The sequence below is a fragment of the Pedobacter glucosidilyticus DSM 23534 genome (assembly GCF_000425145.1).
Taxonomy (GTDB): domain Bacteria; phylum Bacteroidota; class Bacteroidia; order Sphingobacteriales; family Sphingobacteriaceae; genus Pseudopedobacter; species Pseudopedobacter glucosidilyticus.
The window spans coordinates 156,395-180,122 of record NZ_KE384311.1 but is presented as its reverse complement, the minus strand read 5'-3'; the positions used below and the strand labels follow the sequence as shown (position 1 = coordinate 180,122).

Annotated in this window: 18 protein-coding genes and 1 pseudogene; 14 read left to right on the top strand and 5 right to left on the bottom strand. The window is 33.5% G+C overall.

All coding sequences use genetic code 11. From position 1 onward, the window contains the following. Positions 1-17: 17 nt before the first annotated feature. The 10 genes and pseudogenes from H510_RS20430 to H510_RS18950 all read left to right on the top strand — a co-directional run bounded on the left by H510_RS20430 (position 18) and on the right by H510_RS18950 (position 12,362). Positions 18-386 carry a GIY-YIG nuclease family protein gene (locus H510_RS20430; RefSeq protein WP_211226583.1) on the top strand — a complete coding sequence of 123 codons (369 nt, stop codon included), beginning with the start codon at positions 18-20 and terminating at the stop codon, positions 384-386. Between the two features lie 153 nt (positions 387-539). Further along, a complete protein-coding gene (locus H510_RS20425) occupies positions 540-839 on the top strand; it encodes a hypothetical protein (protein ID WP_026904856.1) in 300 nt (99 codons plus the stop codon). A gap of 250 nt (positions 840-1,089) precedes the next feature. After that, positions 1,090-1,320 carry a PDDEXK family nuclease gene (locus H510_RS20420; RefSeq protein WP_211226582.1) on the top strand — a complete coding sequence of 77 codons (231 nt, stop codon included), beginning with the start codon at positions 1,090-1,092 and terminating at the stop codon, positions 1,318-1,320. A gap of 21 nt (positions 1,321-1,341) precedes the next feature. After that, a pseudogene (locus H510_RS18955) lies at positions 1,342-3,177 on the top strand (type I restriction endonuclease subunit R); the annotation flags it as partial. Continuing rightward, positions 3,172-4,065 carry a type I restriction endonuclease subunit R, EcoR124 family gene (locus H510_RS20565; protein WP_281168255.1) on the top strand — a complete coding sequence of 298 codons (894 nt, stop codon included), beginning with the start codon at positions 3,172-3,174 and terminating at the stop codon, positions 4,063-4,065. The pseudogene H510_RS18955 and the gene H510_RS20565, both read left to right, overlap by 6 nt. Then, positions 4,058-5,320 carry a restriction endonuclease subunit S gene (locus tag H510_RS0113770; protein ID WP_026904855.1) on the top strand — a complete coding sequence of 421 codons (1,263 nt, stop codon included), beginning with the start codon at positions 4,058-4,060 and terminating at the stop codon, positions 5,318-5,320. The genes H510_RS20565 and H510_RS0113770 overlap by 8 nt, the downstream gene beginning before the upstream one ends. Before the next feature lie 207 nt (positions 5,321-5,527). Further along, positions 5,528-6,148, top strand: a complete 621-nt coding sequence (locus H510_RS0113765) for a hypothetical protein (RefSeq protein ID WP_026904854.1) — start codon at positions 5,528-5,530, stop codon at positions 6,146-6,148. 85 nt (positions 6,149-6,233) lie between these two features. Beyond that, complete coding sequence (locus H510_RS0113760; protein WP_026904853.1) at positions 6,234-7,862, top strand: type I restriction-modification system subunit M; 1,629 nt, start codon at positions 6,234-6,236, stop codon at positions 7,860-7,862. Positions 7,863-8,260: 398 nt separating this feature from the next. Further along, on the top strand, positions 8,261-11,014 hold the full coding sequence (locus tag H510_RS19645; RefSeq protein ID WP_051291234.1) for an McrB family protein: 2,754 nt from the start codon (positions 8,261-8,263) through the stop codon (positions 11,012-11,014). A 1-nt stretch (position 11,015) separates the two neighbouring features. After that, positions 11,016-12,362, top strand: a complete 1,347-nt coding sequence (locus H510_RS18950; protein WP_051291232.1) for an McrC family protein — start codon at positions 11,016-11,018, stop codon at positions 12,360-12,362. A gap of 121 nt (positions 12,363-12,483) precedes the next feature. Here the strand turns inward: H510_RS18950 and H510_RS0113745 are convergent, their stop codons facing one another. Genes H510_RS0113745 through H510_RS0113735 form a run of 3 tightly spaced genes read right to left on the bottom strand, consistent with a single transcriptional unit; the run spans position 12,484 to position 14,944 of the window. Further along, positions 12,484-12,894: a putative signal transducing protein gene (locus tag H510_RS0113745; RefSeq protein WP_026904851.1), complete on the bottom strand. Its 411-nt coding sequence runs from the start codon at positions 12,892-12,894 to the stop codon at positions 12,484-12,486. Beyond that, positions 12,895-13,977: a mannose-1-phosphate guanylyltransferase gene (locus H510_RS0113740; RefSeq protein WP_026904850.1), complete on the bottom strand. Its 1,083-nt coding sequence runs from the start codon at positions 13,975-13,977 to the stop codon at positions 12,895-12,897. A 1-nt stretch (position 13,978) separates the two neighbouring features. Beyond that, positions 13,979-14,944 (bottom strand): KpsF/GutQ family sugar-phosphate isomerase, encoded by a 966-nt coding sequence (locus tag H510_RS0113735; RefSeq protein WP_026904849.1) that lies wholly within the window; start codon positions 14,942-14,944, stop codon positions 13,979-13,981. 92 nt (positions 14,945-15,036) lie between these two features. On the opposite strand from H510_RS0113735, the gene recQ reads away from it, so the two are divergent. Next, positions 15,037-17,226, top strand: coding sequence for a DNA helicase RecQ (gene recQ / locus H510_RS0113730; RefSeq protein WP_026904848.1), 2,190 nt, complete (start codon positions 15,037-15,039; stop codon positions 17,224-17,226). Between the two features lie 22 nt (positions 17,227-17,248). Next, positions 17,249-18,055, top strand: a complete 807-nt coding sequence (gene kdsA / locus H510_RS0113725) for a 3-deoxy-8-phosphooctulonate synthase (RefSeq protein WP_425413807.1) — start codon at positions 17,249-17,251, stop codon at positions 18,053-18,055. On the opposite strand, the gene H510_RS0113720 is transcribed toward kdsA, so the two are convergent. Together H510_RS0113720 and H510_RS0113715 are read right to left on the bottom strand one after the other, a co-directional pair. Beyond that, on the bottom strand, positions 18,048-19,961 hold the full coding sequence (locus H510_RS0113720) for an OmpA family protein (RefSeq protein WP_026904846.1): 1,914 nt from the start codon (positions 19,959-19,961) through the stop codon (positions 18,048-18,050). The genes kdsA and H510_RS0113720 overlap by 8 nt on opposite strands. Positions 19,962-19,999: 38 nt before the next feature. After that, positions 20,000-20,623 carry a 7-carboxy-7-deazaguanine synthase QueE gene (locus tag H510_RS0113715; RefSeq protein WP_026904845.1) on the bottom strand — a complete coding sequence of 208 codons (624 nt, stop codon included), beginning with the start codon at positions 20,621-20,623 and terminating at the stop codon, positions 20,000-20,002. A 71-nt stretch (positions 20,624-20,694) separates the two neighbouring features. Here H510_RS0113715 and H510_RS0113710 point away from each other — a divergent pair, with 71 nt between their 5' ends. Both H510_RS0113710 and gyrA read left to right on the top strand, forming a co-directional pair. Beyond that, on the top strand, positions 20,695-21,021 hold the full coding sequence (locus H510_RS0113710; RefSeq protein WP_051291230.1) for a Rieske (2Fe-2S) protein: 327 nt from the start codon (positions 20,695-20,697) through the stop codon (positions 21,019-21,021). Between the two features lie 105 nt (positions 21,022-21,126). After that, complete coding sequence (gyrA, locus tag H510_RS0113705) at positions 21,127-23,724, top strand: DNA gyrase subunit A (protein WP_026904843.1); 2,598 nt, start codon at positions 21,127-21,129, stop codon at positions 23,722-23,724. Positions 23,725-23,728 lie beyond the last annotated feature (4 nt).

The window sequence follows — 23,728 nt, the reverse complement described above, 5'->3', positions numbered from 1 at the left end:
CTTATGAGTTGGTGGTTGTGTCTACGCACAAAGGTTTACTCAAAATTGGCTTTACCGACCGTGATGCGCAAACACGAATCAAAGATCAGTTAGGCACAGCAACTATTCCATACAAAATTGTATTTGAAGAATCGGCAATGAAGCGTGATGGCAGTTCTTTTACCGACCACGAAGTACACCGTTTGTTGAGAGAATGGAAAGTACTAAACGAAAACGGAGAATGGTTTAAATGCACCTTAAGCGATTTGCGTAGAGCTATTCATCAAATCAAAACAGGCGAAAAAACTATAAATAAAAATACAGGTGGAATCAAATCTAAAAATGAATGGGTACACGCTACTTTTTGGGATTGTATCATTTTTGACGAATACCATTTTGGAGCTTAGCGAGAAAATGCCAAAGACTTATTCGGTAAAGATTTAGAAGCCAAAAAAGAAATTGAAGAATATAAAAAGATTGAAAAAGAAGGGATTGCCGAAGAAGATAAGGCAGAACACTTAGAGAAGATTATCCCAATTAGTACCAATCACTATTTGTATTTGTCGGGCATTCCGTTTAGGGCAATTAGTCCTGCCGAGATTATTGGCGCTTTTCATATACCTAAAGAAGAGTCGGCCCAGCCAGTAGAAGCTGCAAAAGAGGAAGTTAAGCGCTATCCTTTAGATAATTACCGAGGACAGGAAATTCTAAGTGAAATTTCTAAAAGGAAAAGCAAAAATAGTAGCTCCCAAGCCTTAAAACCTAAAACCTTAATAGAAAAAACTCCCGATAAGAAAGAAACAGTACCAGAAGTACCCATAGGCAAGGTGTTTTATCAGACGGAGTTGAATTTTGGGTGATGGGGGAATGGAATGATTTTAAAAAAGGAAGTGGGTAAAATGGTAAAGAAGTTATGTATTATTGTATTGACTTATAAATTTCAACTTCTTAGATACTATATTTATAATTAAGCAATTAAAGAAAATAGAAGATATATTTTTGCCAAATTAATATTATTAGGTTAATTTCAGGCACTCAAGTATAATTTATATCGGACTTTGAAAGCTGATTTCGGGTTTGAGTAATTTATTATAAGACATTACTATATAGATGACTTCAATTGTTAACGAATCTCAAATAGAATACGGTTTTGTAGGAAAACTGCAAGATCTTAAATATAATTATCGTCCTGATATTCGTGACCGTCAATCGCTAGAGCAAAACTTTAGGCTCAAATTTGAAACCTTAAATCGGGTTAAACTCAGTAATGCCGAATTTGCTCGTTTGCGTGATGAAATTATCACATCAGATGTATTTCAGGCCTCAAAAATTCTGCGATAAAAGAATACTTTTACCCGTGAAGATGGTACACCACTACAATATACTTTGGTAGATATTAAAGACTGGTGTAAAAATGAATATGAAGTAATTAATCAGCTTAGGATAAATACAACTGATAGTAATCATCGTTATGATGTTATATTGCTTATAAATGGTGTTCCGGTTGTACAAATTGAATTAAAAACTTTAAACATTAGTCCGCGAAGGGCTATGCAACAAATTGTTGATTATAAAAATGATACAGGTAATGGCTATAGTAACTCCTTACTCTGCTTTATGCAGCTGTTTGTAGTAAGCAATAGAGCAGAAACCTATTATTTTTCTAATAATAAAAATCAGCATTTTACTTTTAATGCTGATGAACAATTTTTGCCTGTTTATCAATGGGCAAATGATGATAATACCAAGGTAAACAACCTTTATGACTTTGCAGAAAAGTTTTTAGCCAAGTGCACACTAGGCGAAATGATAAGCAGGTATATGGTGTTGGTAGAGAGTGAGCAAAAGTTGATGGTGATGCGCCCATATCAGATTTATGCGGTTAAAGCCATTGTTAAAGCTATTGAACAAAATAGGGGGAATGGTTATATCTGGCATACTACGGGTAGCGGTAAAACGCTTACTTCGTTTAAAGCATCTACGCTGTTAAAAGATAATGAGGACGTAGAGAAATGTTTGTTTGTGGTTGATAGAAAAGACTTAGATAGGCAAACCCGTGAAGAGTTTAACAAATTCCAAGAAGGTAGCGTAGAAGAAAACACCAATACCGATACGCTGGTACGTAGGATGTTATCCGAAAGTTATGCCGATAAAGTAATTGTAACCACCATACAAAAATTGGGCTTGGCTTTAGACCCCAACCATCGTAAAAACTATAAAGAACAATTAAAAGCCTTATCTAACAAACGCTTGGTTTTTATTTTTGATGAATGCCACCGTTCTCAGTTTGGCGAGAATCATAAAGCCATTAAAGAGTTTTTCCCGAAAGCACAGCTATTTGGCTTTACGGGAACACCCATTTTTGAGGACAATGCCACCTATAAAAGAATAGACGGACAACAAGCATCTTACTTAACTACAGAAGAAGTTTTTCAGCAGCGTTTACATGCCTATACCATTACCAATGCTATAGATGATAATAACGTATTACGTTTTCATATAGATTATTATAAAGGTGAAGGTGATCATCAGCCTAAAGCAAACGAAAGTATTGCCAAGCAAGCTGTGGTAGAAGCTATTTTTAATAAGCATGATGCAGCCACACATTACCGTAAATTTAATGCGGTTTTGGCAACGGCCTCTATTAACGATGCCATTGCTTATTATAATCTTTTTAAAGATTTGCAAGCTAATAAGGCGGCAATAGATGAAGATTACAGACCATTAAATATTGCCTGTGTGTTCTCTCCTCCGGCAGAGGGTAACCAGGATGTAAAACAAATACAGGAAGATTTACCTCAAGAGAAAGCAGATAACGAAGTTGCACCAGAAGAAAAGAAACTGGCGCTTAAAAATATCTTAAACGATTATAACCAACAGTACAAAACCAACCATACTTTAGCAGAATTTGATTTGTATTATCAAGATGTGCAACAACGCATTAAAGATCAAAAATATAGCAATGCAGATTATCCACATGCCAATAAAATAGATATTGTAATTGTAGTGGATATGTTGCTAACCGGTTTTGATTCTAAGTACTTAAATACTTTATACGTAGATAAAAACCTGAAATACCACGGTTTAATACAAGCTTTTTCCAGAACCAACAGGATTTTGAACGGAAGCAAGCCAGCAGGCCATATTCTAGATTTCCGTAATCAGCAAAACAATGTAGATGAAGCCATTGCCTTGTTTTGTGGCGAAGATACCAGCAAAGCCAAAGAAATTTGGTTGGTAGATGCTGCTCCGGTAGTTATTGAAAAGTTTGAAACAGCGGTTAAAGAATTAGAGCAATTTATGGCTTCCTGTGGTTTAGAAAACCGAGCAGAAGACGTTGCTAATTTAAAAGGTGATTTAGCCAGAGCAGAATTTATCAATTACTTTAAGGAAGTACAACGTTACAAAACCCAATTAGAGCAATACACAGATTTAGACGAAGCGGATAAAGCTAAAATAGAAGCCGTAATGCCAGAAGAAGAATTACGACCTTTTAAAATTGCTTATTTAGAGACTGCTAAACGTTTAAAAGAGCAGCAGGATAAAGATGGGGATAATTTACCCGAGGACTTACAGCAATTAGATTTTGAATTTGTGCTGTTTGCCTCTGCCGTGGTAGATTACGACTATATTATGGGCTTAATTGCCAAGTATACCGATACGAAACCTTCTAAGCAGAAGATGACGCAAGAGCAATTGATTAATCTCTTAAGCGCTAGCGCCAATTTAATGGATGACAAAGAAGATATTGCCGAATACATTAAATCTTTAACAGTAGGCAAACCCTTATCTGAGAAAGAAATACGGGAAGGTTTTGAAAACTTTAGGGAAGAAAAGGCTGCCAAAGAATTAGCCGTAATAGCCAATAAACATGGTATAGCCGTAAAGCCTTTAAAAACAATGGTAGATGGTGTGGTAGAACGTATGATATTTGACGGCGATGCCTTGAGCGATTTATTAGCACCTCTTGAATTGGGTTGGAAAGACAGAGCCAAAAAAGAAACTGCCCTGATGGAAGATTTAATACCACAATTGAAAAAACTGGCACAAGGTGGAGAAATAGCAGGATTATCAGCTTATGAATAAAGAGATAGAGAATAAATTGGTGCCTAGATTGAGGTTTCCTGAATTTAATGATGACTGGAATTTCATATCATTAAAAGAAATTACTGTACAAATAACTGAAAAAGTTGGCAAAAAAAAGTTAGAAACTGTTAGTATAACTGCTGGTAAAGGTTTTGTAACACAAAAGGAAAAATTTAGTAGAGACATTTCTGGTCATCAATACAAAAATTATATTTTGCTACAAAAGGGAGATTACTCATATAATAAGGGTGCTTCAAAGAAATTTCCCCAAGGATGCATTTATAAGTTAACAGAATTTGAGGAAGTAGCAGTACCTAATGCTTTTATCAGTTTTAAATTCATACCAAATGTCATAGGAGAATTTTTTAATGGCTACTTTGATAATAATTTTCATGGTTTACAACTTAAACGATTTATTACTAGTGGAGCAAGAATGGATGGTTTATTAAATATCAGTAATATTGATTTTTTCAGTATCATTTTTCCTACTCCCAAACAAAAATTAGAACAACAAAAAATAGCCGATTGTCTTTCTTCTTTAGATGATTTGATCCGTTTAGAAACTGAAAAGTTAGACACATTAAAAGATCATAAAAAAGGTTTGATGCAGCAATTGTTCCCTGCTGAGAGGGAGAAAGTTCCTAAGCTTCGTTTTCCAGAGTTTAAGGATAGCGGGGATTGGGAGGAGAGAACTCTTGGTGAAATTGGAAAATTTATAGGTGGTGGGACTCCTGATACATTAAATCCTGAATATTGGAATGGACATATACAATGGTTTACACCTACAGAAATAAAATCGGGTCGGCTGACTAGAAGTTCGAGAGCAATTACTAATAAAGGGCTTGTAAATTCATCAGCCAAAATATTACCAATAGGAACAATATTAATTACAACTAGAGCAACCGTTGGTGATATAGCTATTGCAGATAGAGAATGTACAACCAATCAGGGTTTTCAGTCACTTTTTGTCAACCAAGATCAGATTAATTTATTTTGGTATTATTGGTTATCAAAACACAGATATGAGCTAATTAGAAGAGCTAGTGGTTCAACTTTCTTAGAAATTGGTAAAAGTGAAATTGCTAGAATTAAAGCCTTATATCCAAAGAAATTAGAACAACAAAAAATAGCTAATTGTCTTTCTTCTTTAGATGAGCAAATATCCATACAAACTCAAAAAATAGAAGATTTGAAATTGCATAAAAAAGGGTTAATGCAAGGTTTATTTCCTCAAACAAATACTACCAACAATTAATGACAGCATCAAAACAACAAATAAATAAAACACTTTGGGCTTTTGCAAATGATTTGCGTGGTGCCAGGAATTAAACCTATAAGGTTTCCAAAACCTTACAGGTTTTTTGTACGAAGAATCTTAAAGTATAAAGTTTTGGAAACCTTATAGGTTTTTTGTACAAAGAAGAATCTTAAAAAGTTCTTAAAGATAAAATCATAACAAACAATGAAAAACAATTACCATCAGGCTTTACAACCTCATCAAACCTACCACTTGTTTTCAAGAGCCGTAGGTAAGGAAAAGTTGTTTTTAAAGGATGATAATTACACCTATTTTTTACAAAAACTAAAGCAACACACTCAACCCGTTGCTAATATGTATGCCTATTCATTATTGCCAAATCATTTTCATTTATTGATGAAAATAAAAGCAGAGGAAGAGATTATTCCACATTATGAGCAGGTTAAAAAAATAAAACATACATCTGATACTGATCTATCAGATTTTATTATGGAACGCTTTAGTAACTTTTTAAACGGCTATACCAAAGCATTCAATAAAATAAATCAAAGAAAAGGGGCTTTATTTACGGATTACCTAAAACGTAGTATCGTAAATACTGATGCAGACTTTAGTAGTTATCTTTGGTATATTCACAAAAATGCTGTTCATCATTCTATTACTCATCATATTGGCGAATGGAAACATGACAGCTACCATTCTTTGTTGAGTGATAAACCTACTTCTTTATTAAGAAAAGAAATAATGGATTGGTTTGGAGGAACCGAATTTTTTATTCAGTTTCATGAACAAAAAATCTTTCCTAAAAATATAATAGACTTGTAAAACAAAACCTATAAGGTTTGAAATAGATAGAAAAGAAACCTATAAGGTTTTCGAAACCTTATAGGTTTAACATACATCATTAAAAATGACTGCATTAGAACAACAACAATTAGGTAAAACACTTTGGGCAATTGCAGATGATTTGCGTGGTGCCATGAATGCAGATGATTTTCGTGATTATATGCTTTCGTTTCTGTTTTTACGCTACTTGTCAGAAAATTACGAGCAAGCAGCCAAAAAAGAATTAGGAAGTGATTATCCCATTTTAGAAGTTACCGATAAACGCTCTCCTTTAGCTGTATGGTATGAAGCTAACCAAGCAGATGTACCCGCATTTGAGCAGTTATTGCGTCGTAAAATACATTATGTTATAGAGCCGCAACACCTTTGGGCAAGCATAGCAGAAATGGCCCGTAAGCAAGACGGCGAATTGTTAACTACTTTACAACAAGGTTTCAAATACATTGAGAACGAATCTTTTGAAAGTACGTTTCAGGGCTTATTCTCTGAAATTAATTTAGATTCTGAGAAGTTAGGTAAAAACTATACAGAGCGTAATAAAAGACTTTGTACCATCATTCAAAAGATAGCAGAAGGTATAGGCAAATTCTCCTCAGATGCAGACACTTTAGGCGATGCTTATGAGTATTTGATTGGGCAATTTGCAGCAGGCTCAGGTAAAAAAGCAGGTGAGTTTTATACGCCACAACAATTATCAACCATTTTATCAAAAATTGTGGTTTTAGATAGTCAAGACCCATCATTAGGGGCAAAACCTAAAATAGATAGGGTTATAGACTTTGCCTGTGGTTCGGGTTCTCTATTGTTAAATGTTCGTGAGCAATTGCGTAAGACAGGCGGCAAAATAGGAAAGATATACGGTCAGGAATATAATATTACCACTTACAACTTAGCTAGGATGAATATGCTTTTACATGGTGTAAAAGATACCGAGTTTGCTATTCATCACGGTGATTCTTTAGCGAATGACTGGGATTTATTGAATGAGATGAATCCAGCAAAGAAAATAGAATTTGATGCTATTGTAGCTAATCCACCTTTTAGCTACCGTTGGGAGCCCAATGAAGTTATGGGAGAAGATTTCCGTTTTAAGAGCTTTGGGCTAGCGCCGAAGTCGGCAGCAGATTTTGCTTTTTTATTACATGGTTTCCACTTTTTAAGCGATAGCGGCACCATGGCAATTATATTGCCACATGGGGTATTATTTAGAGGAGGCGCAGAAGAACGTATCAGAACAAAGCTTCTAAAAGATAACCGTATTGATACGGTGATAGGTTTACCATCTAACTTATTCTTTTCTACAGGTATACCTGTGTGTATCATCGTACTTAAAAAATGTAAGAAGTTTGATGATGTACTATTTATTAATGCGGCAGAGCATTACGAAAAAGGAAAACGTCAGAATAGATTACGGGATGGCGAGGGAGATGAACCCAATGACATAGAGAAGATAGTTTCTACTTACCAATTTAGAACAGAGCAAGAGCGCTATTCTAGAAGAGTTTCTATGGAAGAAATAGAGCAGAATGCTTATAACCTTAATATATCTAGGTATGTAAGCACTTCTGTAGATGAAGAGGTAATTGATTTAGACGAAGTAAATGTTAAGTTGGTGGAAATTGAAAAATCTATAAAAGAAGCTCGGGATAAGCATAATAGTTTTTTGAGGGAGTTAGGATTGAAGGAGATATGAGGTAGAATCGGAATAAGAAATTATAAATGTATGTTCATTAACTGTTAATGAACATGAAATTTATTCATAATGCAATACGATAAACCGAATGGAGCAACTTATAGATGGAATTGTTAATAAAATAAATAAGGGTAGAATATCATGGGTAGGCATTAGCAAATCTTCTAATTAATATTGGTATGCACTCATCTGGGCTCGAACTTCAGACGGAAATATATGTTCTTAATTAAAGTAAAATATCTAGTCTTTAATATCAATAATATAAAACATGAAAACATCTCTCTTAACAGAATTAAAACAGATTTATGAGCTATCAAAGAATTGCCTTCATTCTTAAGCGTAAAGGTTAAGAGCATTTAAATATCATTAAAAAACCACATAATACTTTAAGAAAATCTATGCCTGATTTAGCAAAGCAATTTACAAAAGAACAGATTGAAGCTGCTTTAGAATATATAATAGAGAATAAGCCTATTCTAAGTCCTTCAACGCAATATAATTTGGTTTATAAGGGAAAAGAGTTTCCTCCAAAAGAAGTTATAAGAGTGGCTGCTAAATTATTCCAAATACCAAAATGGGAAACTATGACTTTAAATGGTGGCGATAACACCAATTTACCTTTAATAGAAATTGGATTTACAATAAATAAAAAAAATCATGATGTATTTGCTGGTCTTATAAAACAATATAAAGAACTTTTAAACAAAACTGGATTAAAAGAAGAGGTATACAAATGGGAGTTGGTGCAAAAATTTAAAGGTAGACCAAACCTTAACGTTCCCGACTTTAATGAAGAAATTAGAGGAATAGATTTTTCCAATTTAGTATATGGTGTTGGAATAGGTTGTATTAGACATTTGGCAATAGCTAAAACAGAAGAGTATCGCGAGTGTTTTAAAATACTTTTTGATGAAAAAATTGATTTAGCAGATAGAATGGCAAGATTTTCTAGTGAAGTTTTAACTTTATATAGGAGTATTGTACCGGATCCTAAACTTTCATCGCACCATGATGAAAGAACCATAGCTACTCTATTAACGCTACATAAGCCAGAAAAATATGCTTTTTTTAAGGACTCTTTTTATCAAGAACTTTGTAAAAGGCTCAAAATAAAACCGGCTAATAAAGGGGAGAAGTATATACATTATCTTTCTATAATTGATGATTTTGTAAATGGTTATATTAAACCTGATACAGAACTTTTAAACTTAGTAAAACTGGGATTAACTAAAAATTCCTACGAAGATCCAAATCATCTTATTCTAGTACAAGATATACTATATAGGATGCTTGATAAATACACTAGAACTTTTAGCAGTTTATTAGAAGAGCTTAACGACGAATTAAAAGTGGAAAATGAGGGCTCTACTTTTCAGCTATTAATGAGCACACAAGGAAAAGATAGGAAGAGAGCTTGGATTTGGATTTCTGATAAAGAGAATTTAATAACAGATACAATAGCCCATTATGAATTAGTTTATAATTTAAATGAAGGCACCTTAGAATTATTCCTACATTTTGAAGATGAGTCAAATTGTGAAATATTTTATAATGAAATAGGTGAAACTCTACCAAGTGAGTTAAAGTGGTTCAAATGGTTTTTTAAAAGTAAAAGTATTAAATATGGAGTGGTAATTGATTTTTTTAGTCAGTCTACAGTTTCAAAAATTATTGATGGGCTAAATTATATGGATGGAAGTATAGGAAATAAAATTAGAGAAATTGTAATGAGGCTAAACATGGAAAAAAATGGTAAATCCAATTTTAAAAGTCAACCCTTAAATCAAATTTTATACGGCCCTCCAGGTACGGGAAAAACTTATCATACTATAAATAAAGCATTATCCATCATAGAGGGGAAAGAGGAAAGGGATTTAGCAAAAGAGGAGCGTTCTGAAATAAAAAGTCGTTTTGATATTTATGTAAATTCTGGACAAATTGTTTTTATAACATTTCATCAAAGTATGGGGTATGAAGATTTTGTTGAAGGAATAAAACCAGATATTGAGGAAGATAAAGATGGGGTTCGTTCGGTAGTTTACGAAAAAAAGGATGGCATTTTTAAAAAATTATGTAATAAAGCCAGAATATTACCAATAGAATACACGGATGGTAAGAAATATTATTTTGAGGATGCTTGGAATGAATTAATTGCACAAGTGCAAAACTACCAAGAGATGGAAGTAGATTACGTATTGAATGTTTTAACTCCTAATAAAGGTCTCAAAATAACAGATATAACCAATAGTGGTAATTTGCGTTTAACCCCTAAGGGGAGCACTGGTAAAGAATATACGGTTTCTTTTAAACGCTTAAAAATCTTACAAAATGCGATACCAGATTTAACCAAAATTAAAAATATTGATAAAGAATTTAGAGCCATCATAGGCGGAATGAATTCAACCGCTTATTGGGCTACTTTAAATTTCATAAACAATTGGTTAGAAAAGGCAAATGGTAATAGAATATTAAAAGAACCAATAGAAAAAGCCAAGCCTCATGTTTTAATTATTGATGAAATTAATAGAGGTAATGTCTCACAAATATTTGGCGAATTAATCACTTTAATCGAAAATGATAAAAGAGCAGAGGAGGAGGAAGCTTTAGAAATTATTTTGCCATATTCTCATGAAAAGTTTTCTGTACCCAATAACGTCTATATTATAGGTACCATGAATACGGCTGATAGAAGTGTAGAGGCTTTAGATACTGCTTTAAGACGTCGTTTTTGTTTTGAAGAAATGTTGCCCAATCATGAACATAACCTTATTGGAATAGTTGATGGTATACATTTAGGTGATGTTTTAAAGAAAATTAATAAGCGTTTAGAAAAGTTGTTAAGTAGAGACCACACTATTGGTCATTCCTTTTTTATTAATGTTAATGATGAAGAGAAGCTTTATCACGTATTTTATGACAAGATTATCCCTCTTTTACAAGAATATTTTTTTGGCGATTATGGTAAAATAGGATTGGTTTTAGGTAGTGCATTTGTTAAAGGAATTTCTAAAAAAGATTCTTATGAAAATTTCTTCGCTTCTTTTGAATATGAAGATAAAGAGATGCTTTTTGAAAAGAAAGTATATAAGATTGAAAAATTTGAAAATGATATAGATTATTCTAATTTCCTGAATGCGGTAAAAAATATTTAATATGCCTATATTAAAAGTCTTTGAACATCAAACCATAATAAAAAATCAAAATTTATGGTTTTATATAGGTAAAGTTAAAGAACTAAAGCCTTTAGATGAAAAATACATTAATGCTTTATGGAAAATGTATGATGAAAACAAAAGACTTTTTTTTACTCCTAGCAGAGGCGGAATAAAATTCTGCGAATATGTAGGGGTAATTAAAGTATTAGATTTAACAATTGAAATACTACCTAAAGCAGATAATAATCAGAATTGGGACGACGAGGAAGAAAAAAATAAATGGCAAAGCATATTAATAGGTATGCTTAGGGTTTGCCATTCTTTAGATACACCAACTATCTCTGATGCAGCATTAAAGCTAAAAAGTAATTCAATTTTAGACTTATATATAGAGCGTTTTATTAAAGAGGTAAATTATTTGATTAATGCTGGCTTAATTAAAAAGTATAGGAAAGAAGAAGCTAACATAACAGCATTAAAAGGAAAATTACTTATCCAAAAACACATTATAAAGAACGTTGTGCATAAAGAACGTTTTTATGTTTCTCGCACAACATATGATAAAGACCATAAATGGCATCAAATACTATTTAAAGCCATTAAAATATTGCCTCTAATCTGCAATAACCAATATTTGGTTTCGCTTTGCTATCAATTGCAATTAAATTTTCCAGAAGTAAGAGATATTAAAGTTGATGCTTCTTTGTTTGATAATTTAGTTTACGACAGAAAATCTGAACCTTACAAGTCTGCTATACAAATTGCTAAACTATTGTTATTGAATTATCGTCCAGATGTAAGTTCAGGAGCTAGCCATTCGATTGCTATTTTATTTGATATGAATAAGCTTTGGGAAGAATATATCTATAGAATTTTGCAAAGGGAGAATAAAGGGAGGTTTATTATTCATAATCAGCGTTCTACCATTTTTTGGAATCATGGAAATACCAATAAAAGCTTAAAACCTGATATTGTTTTGCAAAAAGAGATAGGTAGAGACAAGTACGATAAACCTGAATACGAATACATTGTTATAGACACCAAATGGAAAAATCTTTATGATGATGTAAAGAACATATCTATGGATGATTTAAGACAAATGTTTGCATACCATTATTATTTTGATGCAGTAAGGTGTTATTTATTATATCCTGGAGAGGCAAAAGTAAGAGATAAGAAATTAGGAATATTTAATCCAAAAACTTTTTTTAAGGAAAGTTTAATTGATAATAAAAGATGTGGGGTGATTATATCTCAAGCATGGGTTAATGGAAATGAATCAAAAAGTTATTTAAATAAAGAGATTGCAGAAAACATCTTCGGTGAAATTGATGCATCTATGTAAATTAAAACATATGGATTTTTATTTAGAGCTTGGAAAGCATTTTCAGATTTTGATTGGCAAAATCAAAAATAATATCAACCGCACTTAAACAATAAAGTAATAGTTGTTGTTAAATGAGGACTTAACCTTTAAACTCAGTATCACAATCCTTACACTTGTAAACAGTTTTATAATAGATAGGTAATACCATAAATATAAAAGATACGAAAGCTGCTATAATACCTTTTGTATCTTTCATAGATTTATAACCAGAAATTAAATCAGACGAACCACAATTCGGGCAAATAACAACTTCATTGTCTTCATTCGTGTTTGGAGTGTCATCAATCTCCTTAAGAATTATTAAGGCTTTATCTAAATCTCTTTCGTCTATCCTTAATTTTATACCACCTATAGCTGTATTATATAGTGGATTTAGAGCAACGATGTTTTCATCAAAAATATAGCAATCTATATCTTCATTAATTAATCTGGATTTTAATAAATGAGCATCAATAGGGTTATCAAATTCTTTGAGTGTGATTAAAGCCATCTATATAAACTTATTCCCAAACTTCTGCTTAACATCTGCAACTACCTGCTTCACATGCTGCTCATTACTTCTTGGGCAAATTAATAAGGTGTTATTAGATTCTACCACGATATAATCATGTAAACCTTCTAAAATAACCAGTTTATCAGAGGGTACATTCACCATGCAGTTAGAAGAATCGTACATCATTACTTTTTCTGCATTGATGACAGCATTACCTACATAATCTTTTTCTGAAAGGTCGTAAACAGAAGCCCATGTACCTAAATCAGACCAGCCAAAATCTGCTGGCATCACATATACATTCTCTGCTTTTTCCATCACACCGTAATCAATAGAAATATTCACACATCTTTGGAAACCAGCTTGTATATATTCCTTTTCTCTAGGGGTATTGTAATGATTTTTGCCTTCATTAAAGATTTCAGCAATATCTGGTAAAAACTGGTCAAAAGATTTAGAAATAGCTTTTGCAGACCATACGAATATGCCGGCATTCCAAAGGAAATCGCCACTAGCTAAGAAAGTTTCAGCAATTTCAAGACTAGGTTTTTCTGTAAAGGTTTTAACCTTGTGTAAGTTTTCTTCTAAAGTTTGATCTGCATATTGGATATAGCCATAGCCCGTATCAGGTCTAGATGGTTTAATACCTAGGGTAATTAGACAGTCGTGTTTGCTAGCAATATCTAGCGCTTTATTAATAATCTCAACAAAATTTTCTGTATCCAAAATTAAATGATCTGATGGCGCAACAACAATATTGGCATCAGCATCAATCAATTTAATTTTTGCGGTACCATAAGCAATACAAGGTGCAGTATTACGCATAATAGGCTCGCAAATAATTTGATGATCTTCTAATTCAGGAAGGTGTTCCTTAACCAAATCAAAATAACTCTCATTGGTTAAAATAAAAATATTTTCTTTTGGTAATATCTTTAAAAATCTATCGTAGGTGTTTTGAATCAGGCTTTTACCAGTTCCCAAAATATCTAAAAACTGCTTAGGAAAAGTAGTTCTGCTTACTGGCCAAAAGCGACTTCCGATACCGCCAGCCATTATCAGTGCAAAATTCTTGCTCATTTTATATTATTCCTTCTTTAAGTAAGTCATGCAAATGTATTACTCCGTTATAATTGCCGTTTTGGGTTACTATAAGTTGGGTAATATTATACTGCTTCATTAATTTTAATGCGTTTACTGCTAATTCATCATTTGCTATTGTTTTGGGTTGAGCATTCATGATGTCTTTGGCAGATAACTCTTCAAAGTAAGTGAATTTTTCCATCATTCTTCGCAAATCTCCATCAGTAATTACACCTTTTAAGTCATTTTCTAATGTTACAGCTACTACGCCTAGTCTTTTTTTCGTGATTTCTAAAATAACATCTCTAATACTAGCGTCAGGGTGAACTTCTGGTTTTTCATTTAAACTGGATAAATCTTGTACTTTAAGGTATAATCGTTTTCCTAAAGACCCTCCAGGATGGTATTTTGCAAAATCTGCACTGGTAAAAGCTCTGCACTCTAATAAGGCTACAGCCAAAGCATCGCCCATGGCTAATTGAGCAGTAGTACTTGTAGTAGGGGCTAAATTATGCGGACAAGCCTCTGTTTCTATCGTAACATCTAAGATATAATCAGATTGTTGTGCTAAATAAGAGTTGATATCGCCTACAATGCAGGCCAATTTGGTGTCAGCTTGCTTCAATAGCGGAATTAAAACTTTTATTTCTGCTGTATGACCACTTTTTGATAAGCAAATAACCAAATCATCCTTTTGTATAATGCCTAAATCACCATGGATAGCATCTGCTGCATGCATAAATATCGCTGGGGTTCCGGTAGAATTAAAGGTGGCTACTATCTTTTGGGCAATGATAGCACTTTTTCCTACTCCAGTAATAATAACTCGGCCTTTAAGGTTTAATATCTCCTCAACAAGATGATAAAAATCATGATTTAATTTAGATGATAGGTTTAGAATTGCCTGTGATTCAGTTACTAAGGTTCTTTTAGCTATATCAAGAATTTCTTGAGGTGATTTCAAAATGAAAAAAGTTTAAATTTTAATACTATATAATCACAAAAATATGTTATTTTGATGTTTAAAATTAGCATAGGTTAATTTTTCCTTAAAAAATGCAGATTAAAAAATCATTAATTGATAATTTACAAACGTTTTTTGGCTTTGATAATTTCAAAGGAGACCAGGAAGCTATCATAACCAGTATCTTAGAAAAGAAGGATACCTTTGTTATTATGCCTACTGGAGGCGGTAAATCTATCTGTTACCAATTACCAGCGCTCATGAGCGAAGGTACAGCAATTGTAATCTCTCCATTGATTGCCTTGATGAAAAATCAGGTAGACCAATTAAGGGCTTTTGGAGGTTATGATAGTATTGCCCACTTTTTAAATTCATCATTAACCAAAACAGAAATCACAAAAGTTAAAGAAGATGTAACTGCTGGGCAAACCAAACTGCTATATGTTGCACCAGAATCTTTAACAAAACAAGAAAATATAGATTTTTTAAAGTCTATAACGGTTTCTTTTGTAGCTGTAGATGAAGCCCATTGTATATCAGAATGGGGACATGATTTTAGACCTGAGTACAGAAAAATCCGCCAGGTCATTAATAATATCAGAGAAAATATACCTGTTATTGCGTTAACTGCAACAGCAACGCCAAAAGTACAGCATGATATTCAGAAGAATTTGCAGATGACTAAGGCAAATATCTTCAAATCGTCTTTTAACCGCCCCAACTTATACTATGAAGTAAAACCTAAATCTGATGTTTTAAAGGAAATCATCAGGTATGTAAAAAGTAATTTAGGGAAATCTGGTATTGTTTATTGTTTAAGTCGTAAAAAGGTTGAGGAAGTTGCTAATGCCTTAGAAATTAACGGTGTTAAATCTCTGCCATACCATGCTGGTTTAGACCCTAAAGTAAGAGCCGATACACAAGATAAATTCTTGATGGAAGATGTTGATGTAATTGTGGCTACCATTGCATTTGGGATGGGGATAGACAAACCAGATGTGAGGTATGTTATTCATCATGATATTCCTAAAAGTATGGAGGGCTACTACCAGGAAACGGGTAGGGCAGGTAGAGATGGTGGCGAAGGACATTGTATAGCTTTCTATTCTGATAAAGATGTAGAGAAGTTAGCAAAGTTTATGAAAGATAAGCCTGTTTCTGAAAGAGAAATAGGTACGCAAATACTAAAAGAAGTTATAGATTATTCTGAATCTGCCGTTTGTAGAAGAAAACAAATTCTACATTATTTTGGAGAAAACTTTAACGAGGCAGGTTGTAATAACATGTGCGATAACTGCCGGGCTCAAAAGCAGTTTTTTAATGCAGAAGAGCACCTCGGTAAGGTTTTAAATATGATACAGGAATTTGGCGAAAAGTTTGACGACCATTATATCATCAATGTGTTAATGGGACAAGAAACTGCACAAATTCAGTCTTATAAGCATCATCAATCCCCACATTTTGGCTCAGGAAAAGCAGAGGGCTTGTTTCTATGGAAATCTGTTTTAAGACAAGCTGTTTTAAATAATTTCTTAGCTAAAGATGTAGACAACTTTGGTTTATTGAGGTTAACCAAAAATGGTCAATCTTATCTTACCAATCCTTATGCTTTAAGGTTTGTAATGAATAGACCAATGGATATCCCTGATAAGGATGATGATTCATCTGTACAGCATGGTAGTAGCGCTTTAGATACGCAGCTTTTGCAGATGCTAAAAGATTTAAGGAAGAAAATTGCTAAGCAAAAAAATCTTCCTCCTTTTGTGATCTTCCAAGACCCATCTTTAGAAGAAATGTGTACACATTATCCAATCAATATGGATGAGTTGAAACATATTTCTGGTGTTGGTAATGGGAAGGCGCTTAAATTTGGAACTCCATTTATAGAGCTTATCAAGAAATATGTTGAAGATAACGATATAGACCGCCCAATAGATTTTGTTGTGAAAACAACAGCTAATAAATCTGCTTTAAAGGTTTCTATTATCCAAAATATTGATAGACAAATTTCTTTAGAGGATATAGCAGCTTCTAAAGGTATTACTTACGAAGAAATACTGAAAGAGGTAGAATCTATCGTAAGCTCTGGCACCAAACTTAATTTGAATTACTTTATTGATGAGGTTATTGATGAAGACAGGCAAGATGAGGTATTTGATTACTTTAAAACTGCCGAAGTAGATTCTATTGATAAAGCTTTGGAAGAATTAGGTTCTGATGATTATAACCGCGAAGAAATACAATTAATGAGAATCAAGTTTATGTCTGAGTTAGGAAACTAAAGCATAAACTTATACAAACATGATGAATCTAGATAAATTAAAACACACTAACAGCAACAATTTCTTCTTAATGGCTGGCCCTTGCGCTATAGAAGGCGAAGACATAGCATTAAGAATAGCTGAAAGAATTGTTGAGATTACCGATAAGTTACAAATACCTTATATTTTTAAAGGCTCTTTTAAAAAAGCAAACCGCTCTAGGGTTGATTCTTTTACAGGTATTGGTGATGAAAAAGCATTGAAAATACTAGAAAAAGTTTCTCAAACTTTTGATGTACCAACCGTTACTGATATTCACGAAAGTAAAGATGCTGCTATGGCTGCAGCTTATGTAGATGTTTTGCAAATTCCTGCTTTTTTATGCCGACAAACAGATTTATTGATAGCTGCTGCACAAACTGGTAAGTATGTAAATGTTAAGAAAGGGCAGTTTTTATCTGCTGGATCCATGAAGTTTGCGGTAGATAAAATTAAAGATGCCGGAAATAACAATGTTATCTTAACAGATAGAGGCAATACCTTTGGCTACCAAGACTTAATAGTAGATTTTAGAGGCATACCAGAAATGAGAAGCTTTGATGTTCCTGTGGTGATGGATTGTACACATTCTTTGCAACAGCCTAATCAAACATCAGGTGTTACAGGTGGTAAGCCAGCTTTAATAGAAACCATTGCTAAAGCTGCTATTGCTGTGGGTGCTGATGGACTTTTTATAGAAACGCATCCTGATCCTAAAAATGCAAAATCTGATGGTGCAAATATGTTACAATTAGACTTGTTAGAAGATTTACTAAAGAAATTAATCAGAATTAGAGAAGCTATTATTTAATAGTTTCTCTGATTTCTGTAATCACAAACTCGGTTCTTCTATTGCTGGCTCTTCCTTCTGGTGTTAGGTTATCAGCTATCGGGTTTGATTCTCCATAACCCTTATATTTAATCCTATTTTCATTAATTCCAGCTTCTAAAAGATAGCTATAAACAGATTTGGACCTGTTCTGAGACAATAATAAATTAGACTGATTATCTCCAATATCATCTGTAAAACCTCTAATTTCTATCACCACTTTAGGGTTTTCTGTTAAAAACTCTATTAGTTTTTCAAGTTCTACTTTAGACTCTGTTTTGATGTTAAACTTATTAGAGTCAAAGAAGATGTTTCTTAAAATAACTTTATTACCTATAGCAATTTTATGAAGAGGAACATCTAAAACGACAGGTTCTCCTGGTTTATGATGCTCTACAGAAAAGCTTTCAGAATAAAATAAATAGCCTTTTTTAGATACGTTTAAACTATAAAGTTTATCATTGGGTAGGGTAGCCATAAACGTTCCATCTACTTTATTGGCATAAGAAGCGTAAAGAGAATTTTCTGTTTTTAAATCAATAATATCAACCACAGCATCTAAAGGTTGCTTGCTTTCTGCATCATAAACTTTACCCTTTACATAATTAACTGTTTTAGGCTTTAAGGCATTAGGCAAATCAAAAGAATATATATCAAAGCCACCAAAACCATTAAAATTATTAGAAGAGAAAAATGCTTTTGTTCCAGAAGCATTAATAGTTAAGCCACTTTCCTCTCCGTAAGTATTAATGGGATAACCTAAATTTTGTGCATCAGACCAATTTCCATCTTTATCTAAACGAGAGATAAAAATATCTTTATTACCTAAACCTATCCAACCGTTAGATGAAAAATATAAAGTTTCATTATCTGGATGAATAAAGGGCGATTGCTCATCAAAAGGCGTGTTTATTTTAGGCCCTAAATTGATAGGGTTACCCCATTTTCCTTCGTCGGTAAGTTCACTTTTCCAGATATCATAACTTCCAAAACCATCATCACGGTCGCTTACAAAATATAAGGTTCTACCATCTGCAGAAATAGAGGGTTGAGATTCCCAGCCTTTTGTATTGATAGGATTTCCTAAATTGATAGGCTTACTCCAGCCGTCGCCCTCTCTTTGTGAGACATAAATATCGCATCTACCTAAGCCATCTGGCCTATTACAACCAGTAAAAAAAAGAAATTGCCCATCTGGCGAGATACATTGAGCACCCTCGTTATAATTAGGCGTATTGATATTGGTACTTAAATAAGTAGCCTTTTCCCATTTTGAGTTTTTCTTTTTCGAGATGTAAAAGTCCTCGTTATTATTGATCTGCCGGGTAAAAATCAAGGTATTTTCATCAGTTGTTAAGGCAGCTAAATACTCTTGATCGGCGGTATTGATATTTGGACCTAAGTTTTCTGGTTTAAAAGAAACCGGATTTTTAAGGGCTAGCAAAGCAAAATCACAATCTTTGAGATATTTATTTGTTAGATAAAGTCTTTTTTCCTGAGGTTTAGCTTTGGAAAGATAACTATTGAGATGGCTTATCGCTTCCTGGTAATCTCCGGTTTTGATTTCACACTCGGCCAAGTAGAAATATCTTTCTGGGGCAAAATCTGGATTTATAGCAAATGCCTTTCTGTAAGTAAGTTTGGCATTTACTAAATCAAAAGTTACTCTGTAAACATCAGCTAATAGCAAATAAGCTTCAATAAATTCATCATCCTGTTTAACAGCATAGTTTAACTCAACTTTTGCTTCTGAAAAGCGATTTAAATCTAAGAAGTAACTGGCTTTCTCATAACTTCTGATAGCAGTTTTGTCTTTGGATGAATACTTATCCTGTCCGAAGCATAATATACTTATGCTTAATAATAATAAACAGGATAAAAATCTCATCAGTATAATTTAAGTTCAGTTAACTAAATTATGTATTATTAGGGGATATTCAAATATTTATGCGTTTGTAAAGATATTTCCCATTTAGGGTTATTCTTAACATAATCTATAATCAGAGGAAGCATTTCATTAGCCTTAGACCATTCTGGTTGTAAATACAGTTTACAATTGGGGCCAACCAACAAAGCATGTTCCTCAGCCCAGGCAAAATCACTTTTGTTAAAAACAATAATCTTAAGTTCATTAGCAAATTGAGCTATAGATGGGTTAGGGGCTTTAAATTTTTTTGGAGATAAGCAAATCCAATCCCAACTGCCAGATAATGGGTAGGCACCAGAAGTTTCAATAAAAGTTAAAATGTTATTTTCTTTTAACTTGTTTGTCAAATAATCAAGATTATACAACAAGGGCTCTCCACCAGTAATTACAACAGCTTTACCCGGATATTGAGTAGCATTTTTAACAATCTCATCACTAGGTGTAAGTGGATGTAAATCAGCATCCCAGCTTTCTTTTACATCACACCAATGGCAACCCACATCGCAGCCACCTAATCTAATAAAGTAGGCCGCCTTACCGGTATTAAATCCTTCGCCTTGTATGGTGTAAAACTCTTCCATTAAAGGAAGTAAAGTGCCGTCTTCTGGGATAAAATTCTTCAAGCTAATCTTTTTAATTTTGCAAAGATAATGCTATTTTGCTTAAAAATCCTGTTTTTATAGCGCAGAAACTAATGATGCAGTGGATTAAAGTTTTGGATAACCTTCCGGAAAATGATGGTATGATACAGATTAAGCTTTATGGTAAGAAAATTAGTATTGCATATAATCAAAATACATATTATGCTTTTGCATCAACATGCCCGCATGCTGGTGCTGATTTAAGCAGAGGTTGGTGCAAAGAAGGTTATATCATTTGTCCAGTACATCGTTATGGGTATTGCTTAAAAACAGGAAAAGGAAAAGCAGGACAAGGTGATTATCTCAGAACTTATCCCTTAAAAATCGAAGCTCATGGCGTTTTTATACAGATAAAAAAACCTTGGTGGATGATATGGTGATTAATCTTCAAGAATTTTTCCACAGGAAGAAGCAATTACATCTAATTTATTAACTTCGCAGTTATGCTTTTACATAAGCATTTTCTTTTATAGAATATTTTAAATATGGCCGAAGAAACTGATAATCAAAACGAAAACCAACACGACAAAATTATACCTATTAATATAGAGGAGGAAATGAAGTCCGCATACATTGATTATTCAATGTCTGTTATCGTTTCCAGAGCTTTACCTGACGTAAGAGACGGCTTAAAACCGGTTCATAGAAGGGTATTATTTGGTATGTTAGACTTAGGTTTGGCAAGTAACAAACCTTACAAAAAATCTGCCCGTATTGTGGGTGAGGTATTAGGTAAGTATCACCCACATGGTGATGCATCTGTTTATGATACCATGGTGCGTATGGCACAGCCTTGGTCTTTGCGCTACCCTTTGGTAGATGGACAGGGTAACTTTGGTTCGGTAGATGGCGACTCGCCAGCAGCGATGCGTTATACCGAGGCTCGTTTCAAAAAAATGGCTGAGGAGTTATTGGCAGATATCAATAAAGATACCATTGATTTTCGCTTAAACTTTGACGACTCTTTAGAAGAACCAACGGTTTTACCTTCAAAATTCCCTAACCTTTTGGTTAACGGATCATCGGGTATTGCTGTTGGTATGGCAACAAATATGCCTCCACATAATTTAAGTGAAATTGTTGATGCAACAGCCGCTTTGATTGATAATAAAGATATCGAGATAAGTGAGTTGATGAAGCATGTTAAAGCTCCAGATTTTCCTACCGGAGGATTTATTTATGGTTATGAAGGCGTAAGAGAAGCTTTTGAAACTGGTAGAGGTAGGGTGATGATGCGTGGTAGAGCAGAAATTGAAACTTTTGGTAACGAAAGAGAGCGTATCATTGTTACAGAAATTCCTTATCAAGTTAATAAGGCAATGATGATTGAGCGTACTGCCGATCTTGTTAACGAGAAAAAAATAGAAGGTATTTCTGAAATTAGAGATGAGTCTGACAGAGATGGTATGCGTATCGTTTACGAAATTAAACGCGATTCAAATGCCGCTATCGTACTTAATAATCTTTATAAATATACCGCTTTACAAACCTCATTTAGCGTTAACAATATTGCTTTAGTTAATGGCCGACCAATGCTTTTAAATCTTAAAGATTTAATAAGACATTTTGTTGACCACAGGCATGAAGTAGTTATTAGAAGAACCAAGTTTGAGCTTAATGAGGCACAAAAAAGAGCCCATATCTTAGAAGGTTTATTAATTGCTTTAGATCATTTAGACGAGGTTATTAAATTAATCAGAAGCTCTCAAACACCTGATGATGCCCGTGAAGGTTTAATCAGTCAGTTTGGTTTAACAGACATTCAGGCAAGAGCTATCTTAGACATGACGCTGCGCCGTTTAACAGGTCTTGAAAGAGATAAGATTAAAGAGGAGTATGCTGAGCTGATGAAATTAATTGAGCGTTTACAAGCTATTTTAGCTGATGAAGGCTTAAGAATGCAAATTATTAAGGATGAATTAACCGAGCTAAAAGAAAAATACGGCGACGAAAGAAGAACAGAAGTTGTACACTCTGCAGCCGAACTTTTAACAGAAGATTTCATTGAGGATGAGGATGTTGTAATTACCATCTCAAGAGAAGGTTACATTAAAAGAACTCCTTTAACCGAATACAGAACACAGGGTAGAGGCGGTAAAGGTTCTATAGGTTCTACTTCAAGAGATGAAGATTTTATTGAGCATATTTTCATCGCATCTAACCATAATTATTTATTATTCTTTACAGATAAAGGTAAATGTTACTGGTTAAGAGTATTTGAAATTCCGGAGGGAACAAGAATAAGCAAAGGAAGAGCGCTTCAAAACATCATTAATATTGAAAAAGAAGAAAAGATAAGAGCTTATATTAAGGTTGTTAACCTTAAAGATCAAGATTATCTGGAAAACAATTTCATTATTATGTGTACCAAGAAGGGTACCATTAAGAAAACTACGCTTCAAGCTTACAGTCGCCCAAGAACTAATGGTATAAATGCTATTAATATCAATGATGGTGATGAACTACTAGAAGCAAACTTAACTACTGGTAATTCAGAAATCATCATGGCTTTACGTTCTGGTAGAGCAATCAGATTTAATGAATCTACGGTAAGACCAATGGGCAGAACTGCTACTGGTGTAAGAGGTTTAAGACTAGCTCATGATAAAGATGAGGTAGTAGGTATGATTAGTATTGATTCGCCAGAAGCAACCATTTTAGTAGTTTCTGAAAAAGGATACGGTAAACGAACAGATTTAGAAGATTACAGAGTAACCAACCGTGGTGGTAAAGGAGTTAAAACCATTAAAGTAACCGATAAAACTGGTGAACTTGTAGCAATAAAAGATGTTACCGATAAAGATGATTTAATGATTATCAATAAATCGGGTATCGTTATTAGAATTGCGATGAGTCATTTAAGAGTTATGGGAAGAGCTACACAAGGGGTAAGACTGATCAATCTGAAAGCTAATGATGAAATTGCGTCTGTTGCTAAAGTTGAACATGATGAAACAGCAGAAGAGAATACTGATGCAATTGTAACCGATATTGAGGTTATTGAAGCTGACCTTTCTGATGAGGATATAGACGAGGATGATGACGATGCAATTGAAGACGAAGGAGAAGAAACAACAGAATAAATAA

Excerpts from the sequence above, each read along its gene's own strand:
- H510_RS20420 (WP_211226582.1), top strand. The coding sequence starts at position 1,090 with ATGACTTCAATTGTTAACGAATCTCAAATAGAATACGGTTTTGTAGGA.
- H510_RS0113770 (WP_026904855.1), top strand. The coding sequence starts at position 4,058 with ATGAATAAAGAGATAGAGAATAAATTGGTGCCTAGATTGAGGTTTCCT.
- H510_RS0113765 (WP_026904854.1), top strand. The coding sequence starts at position 5,528 with ATGAAAAACAATTACCATCAGGCTTTACAACCTCATCAAACCTACCAC.
- H510_RS0113760 (WP_026904853.1), top strand. The coding sequence starts at position 6,234 with ATGACTGCATTAGAACAACAACAATTAGGTAAAACACTTTGGGCAATT.
- H510_RS19645 (WP_051291234.1), top strand. The coding sequence starts at position 8,261 with ATGCCTGATTTAGCAAAGCAATTTACAAAAGAACAGATTGAAGCTGCT.
- H510_RS18950 (WP_051291232.1), top strand. The coding sequence starts at position 11,016 with ATGCCTATATTAAAAGTCTTTGAACATCAAACCATAATAAAAAATCAA.
- H510_RS0113745 (WP_026904851.1), bottom strand. The coding sequence starts at position 12,894 with ATGGCTTTAATCACACTCAAAGAATTTGATAACCCTATTGATGCTCAT.
- H510_RS0113740 (WP_026904850.1), bottom strand. The coding sequence starts at position 13,977 with ATGAGCAAGAATTTTGCACTGATAATGGCTGGCGGTATCGGAAGTCGC.
- recQ (WP_026904848.1), top strand. The coding sequence starts at position 15,037 with ATGCAGATTAAAAAATCATTAATTGATAATTTACAAACGTTTTTTGGC.
- kdsA (WP_425413807.1), top strand. The coding sequence starts at position 17,249 with ATGAATCTAGATAAATTAAAACACACTAACAGCAACAATTTCTTCTTA.
- H510_RS0113720 (WP_026904846.1), bottom strand. The coding sequence starts at position 19,961 with ATGAGATTTTTATCCTGTTTATTATTATTAAGCATAAGTATATTATGC.
- H510_RS0113710 (WP_051291230.1), top strand. The coding sequence starts at position 20,695 with ATGATGCAGTGGATTAAAGTTTTGGATAACCTTCCGGAAAATGATGGT.
- gyrA (WP_026904843.1), top strand. The coding sequence starts at position 21,127 with ATGGCCGAAGAAACTGATAATCAAAACGAAAACCAACACGACAAAATT.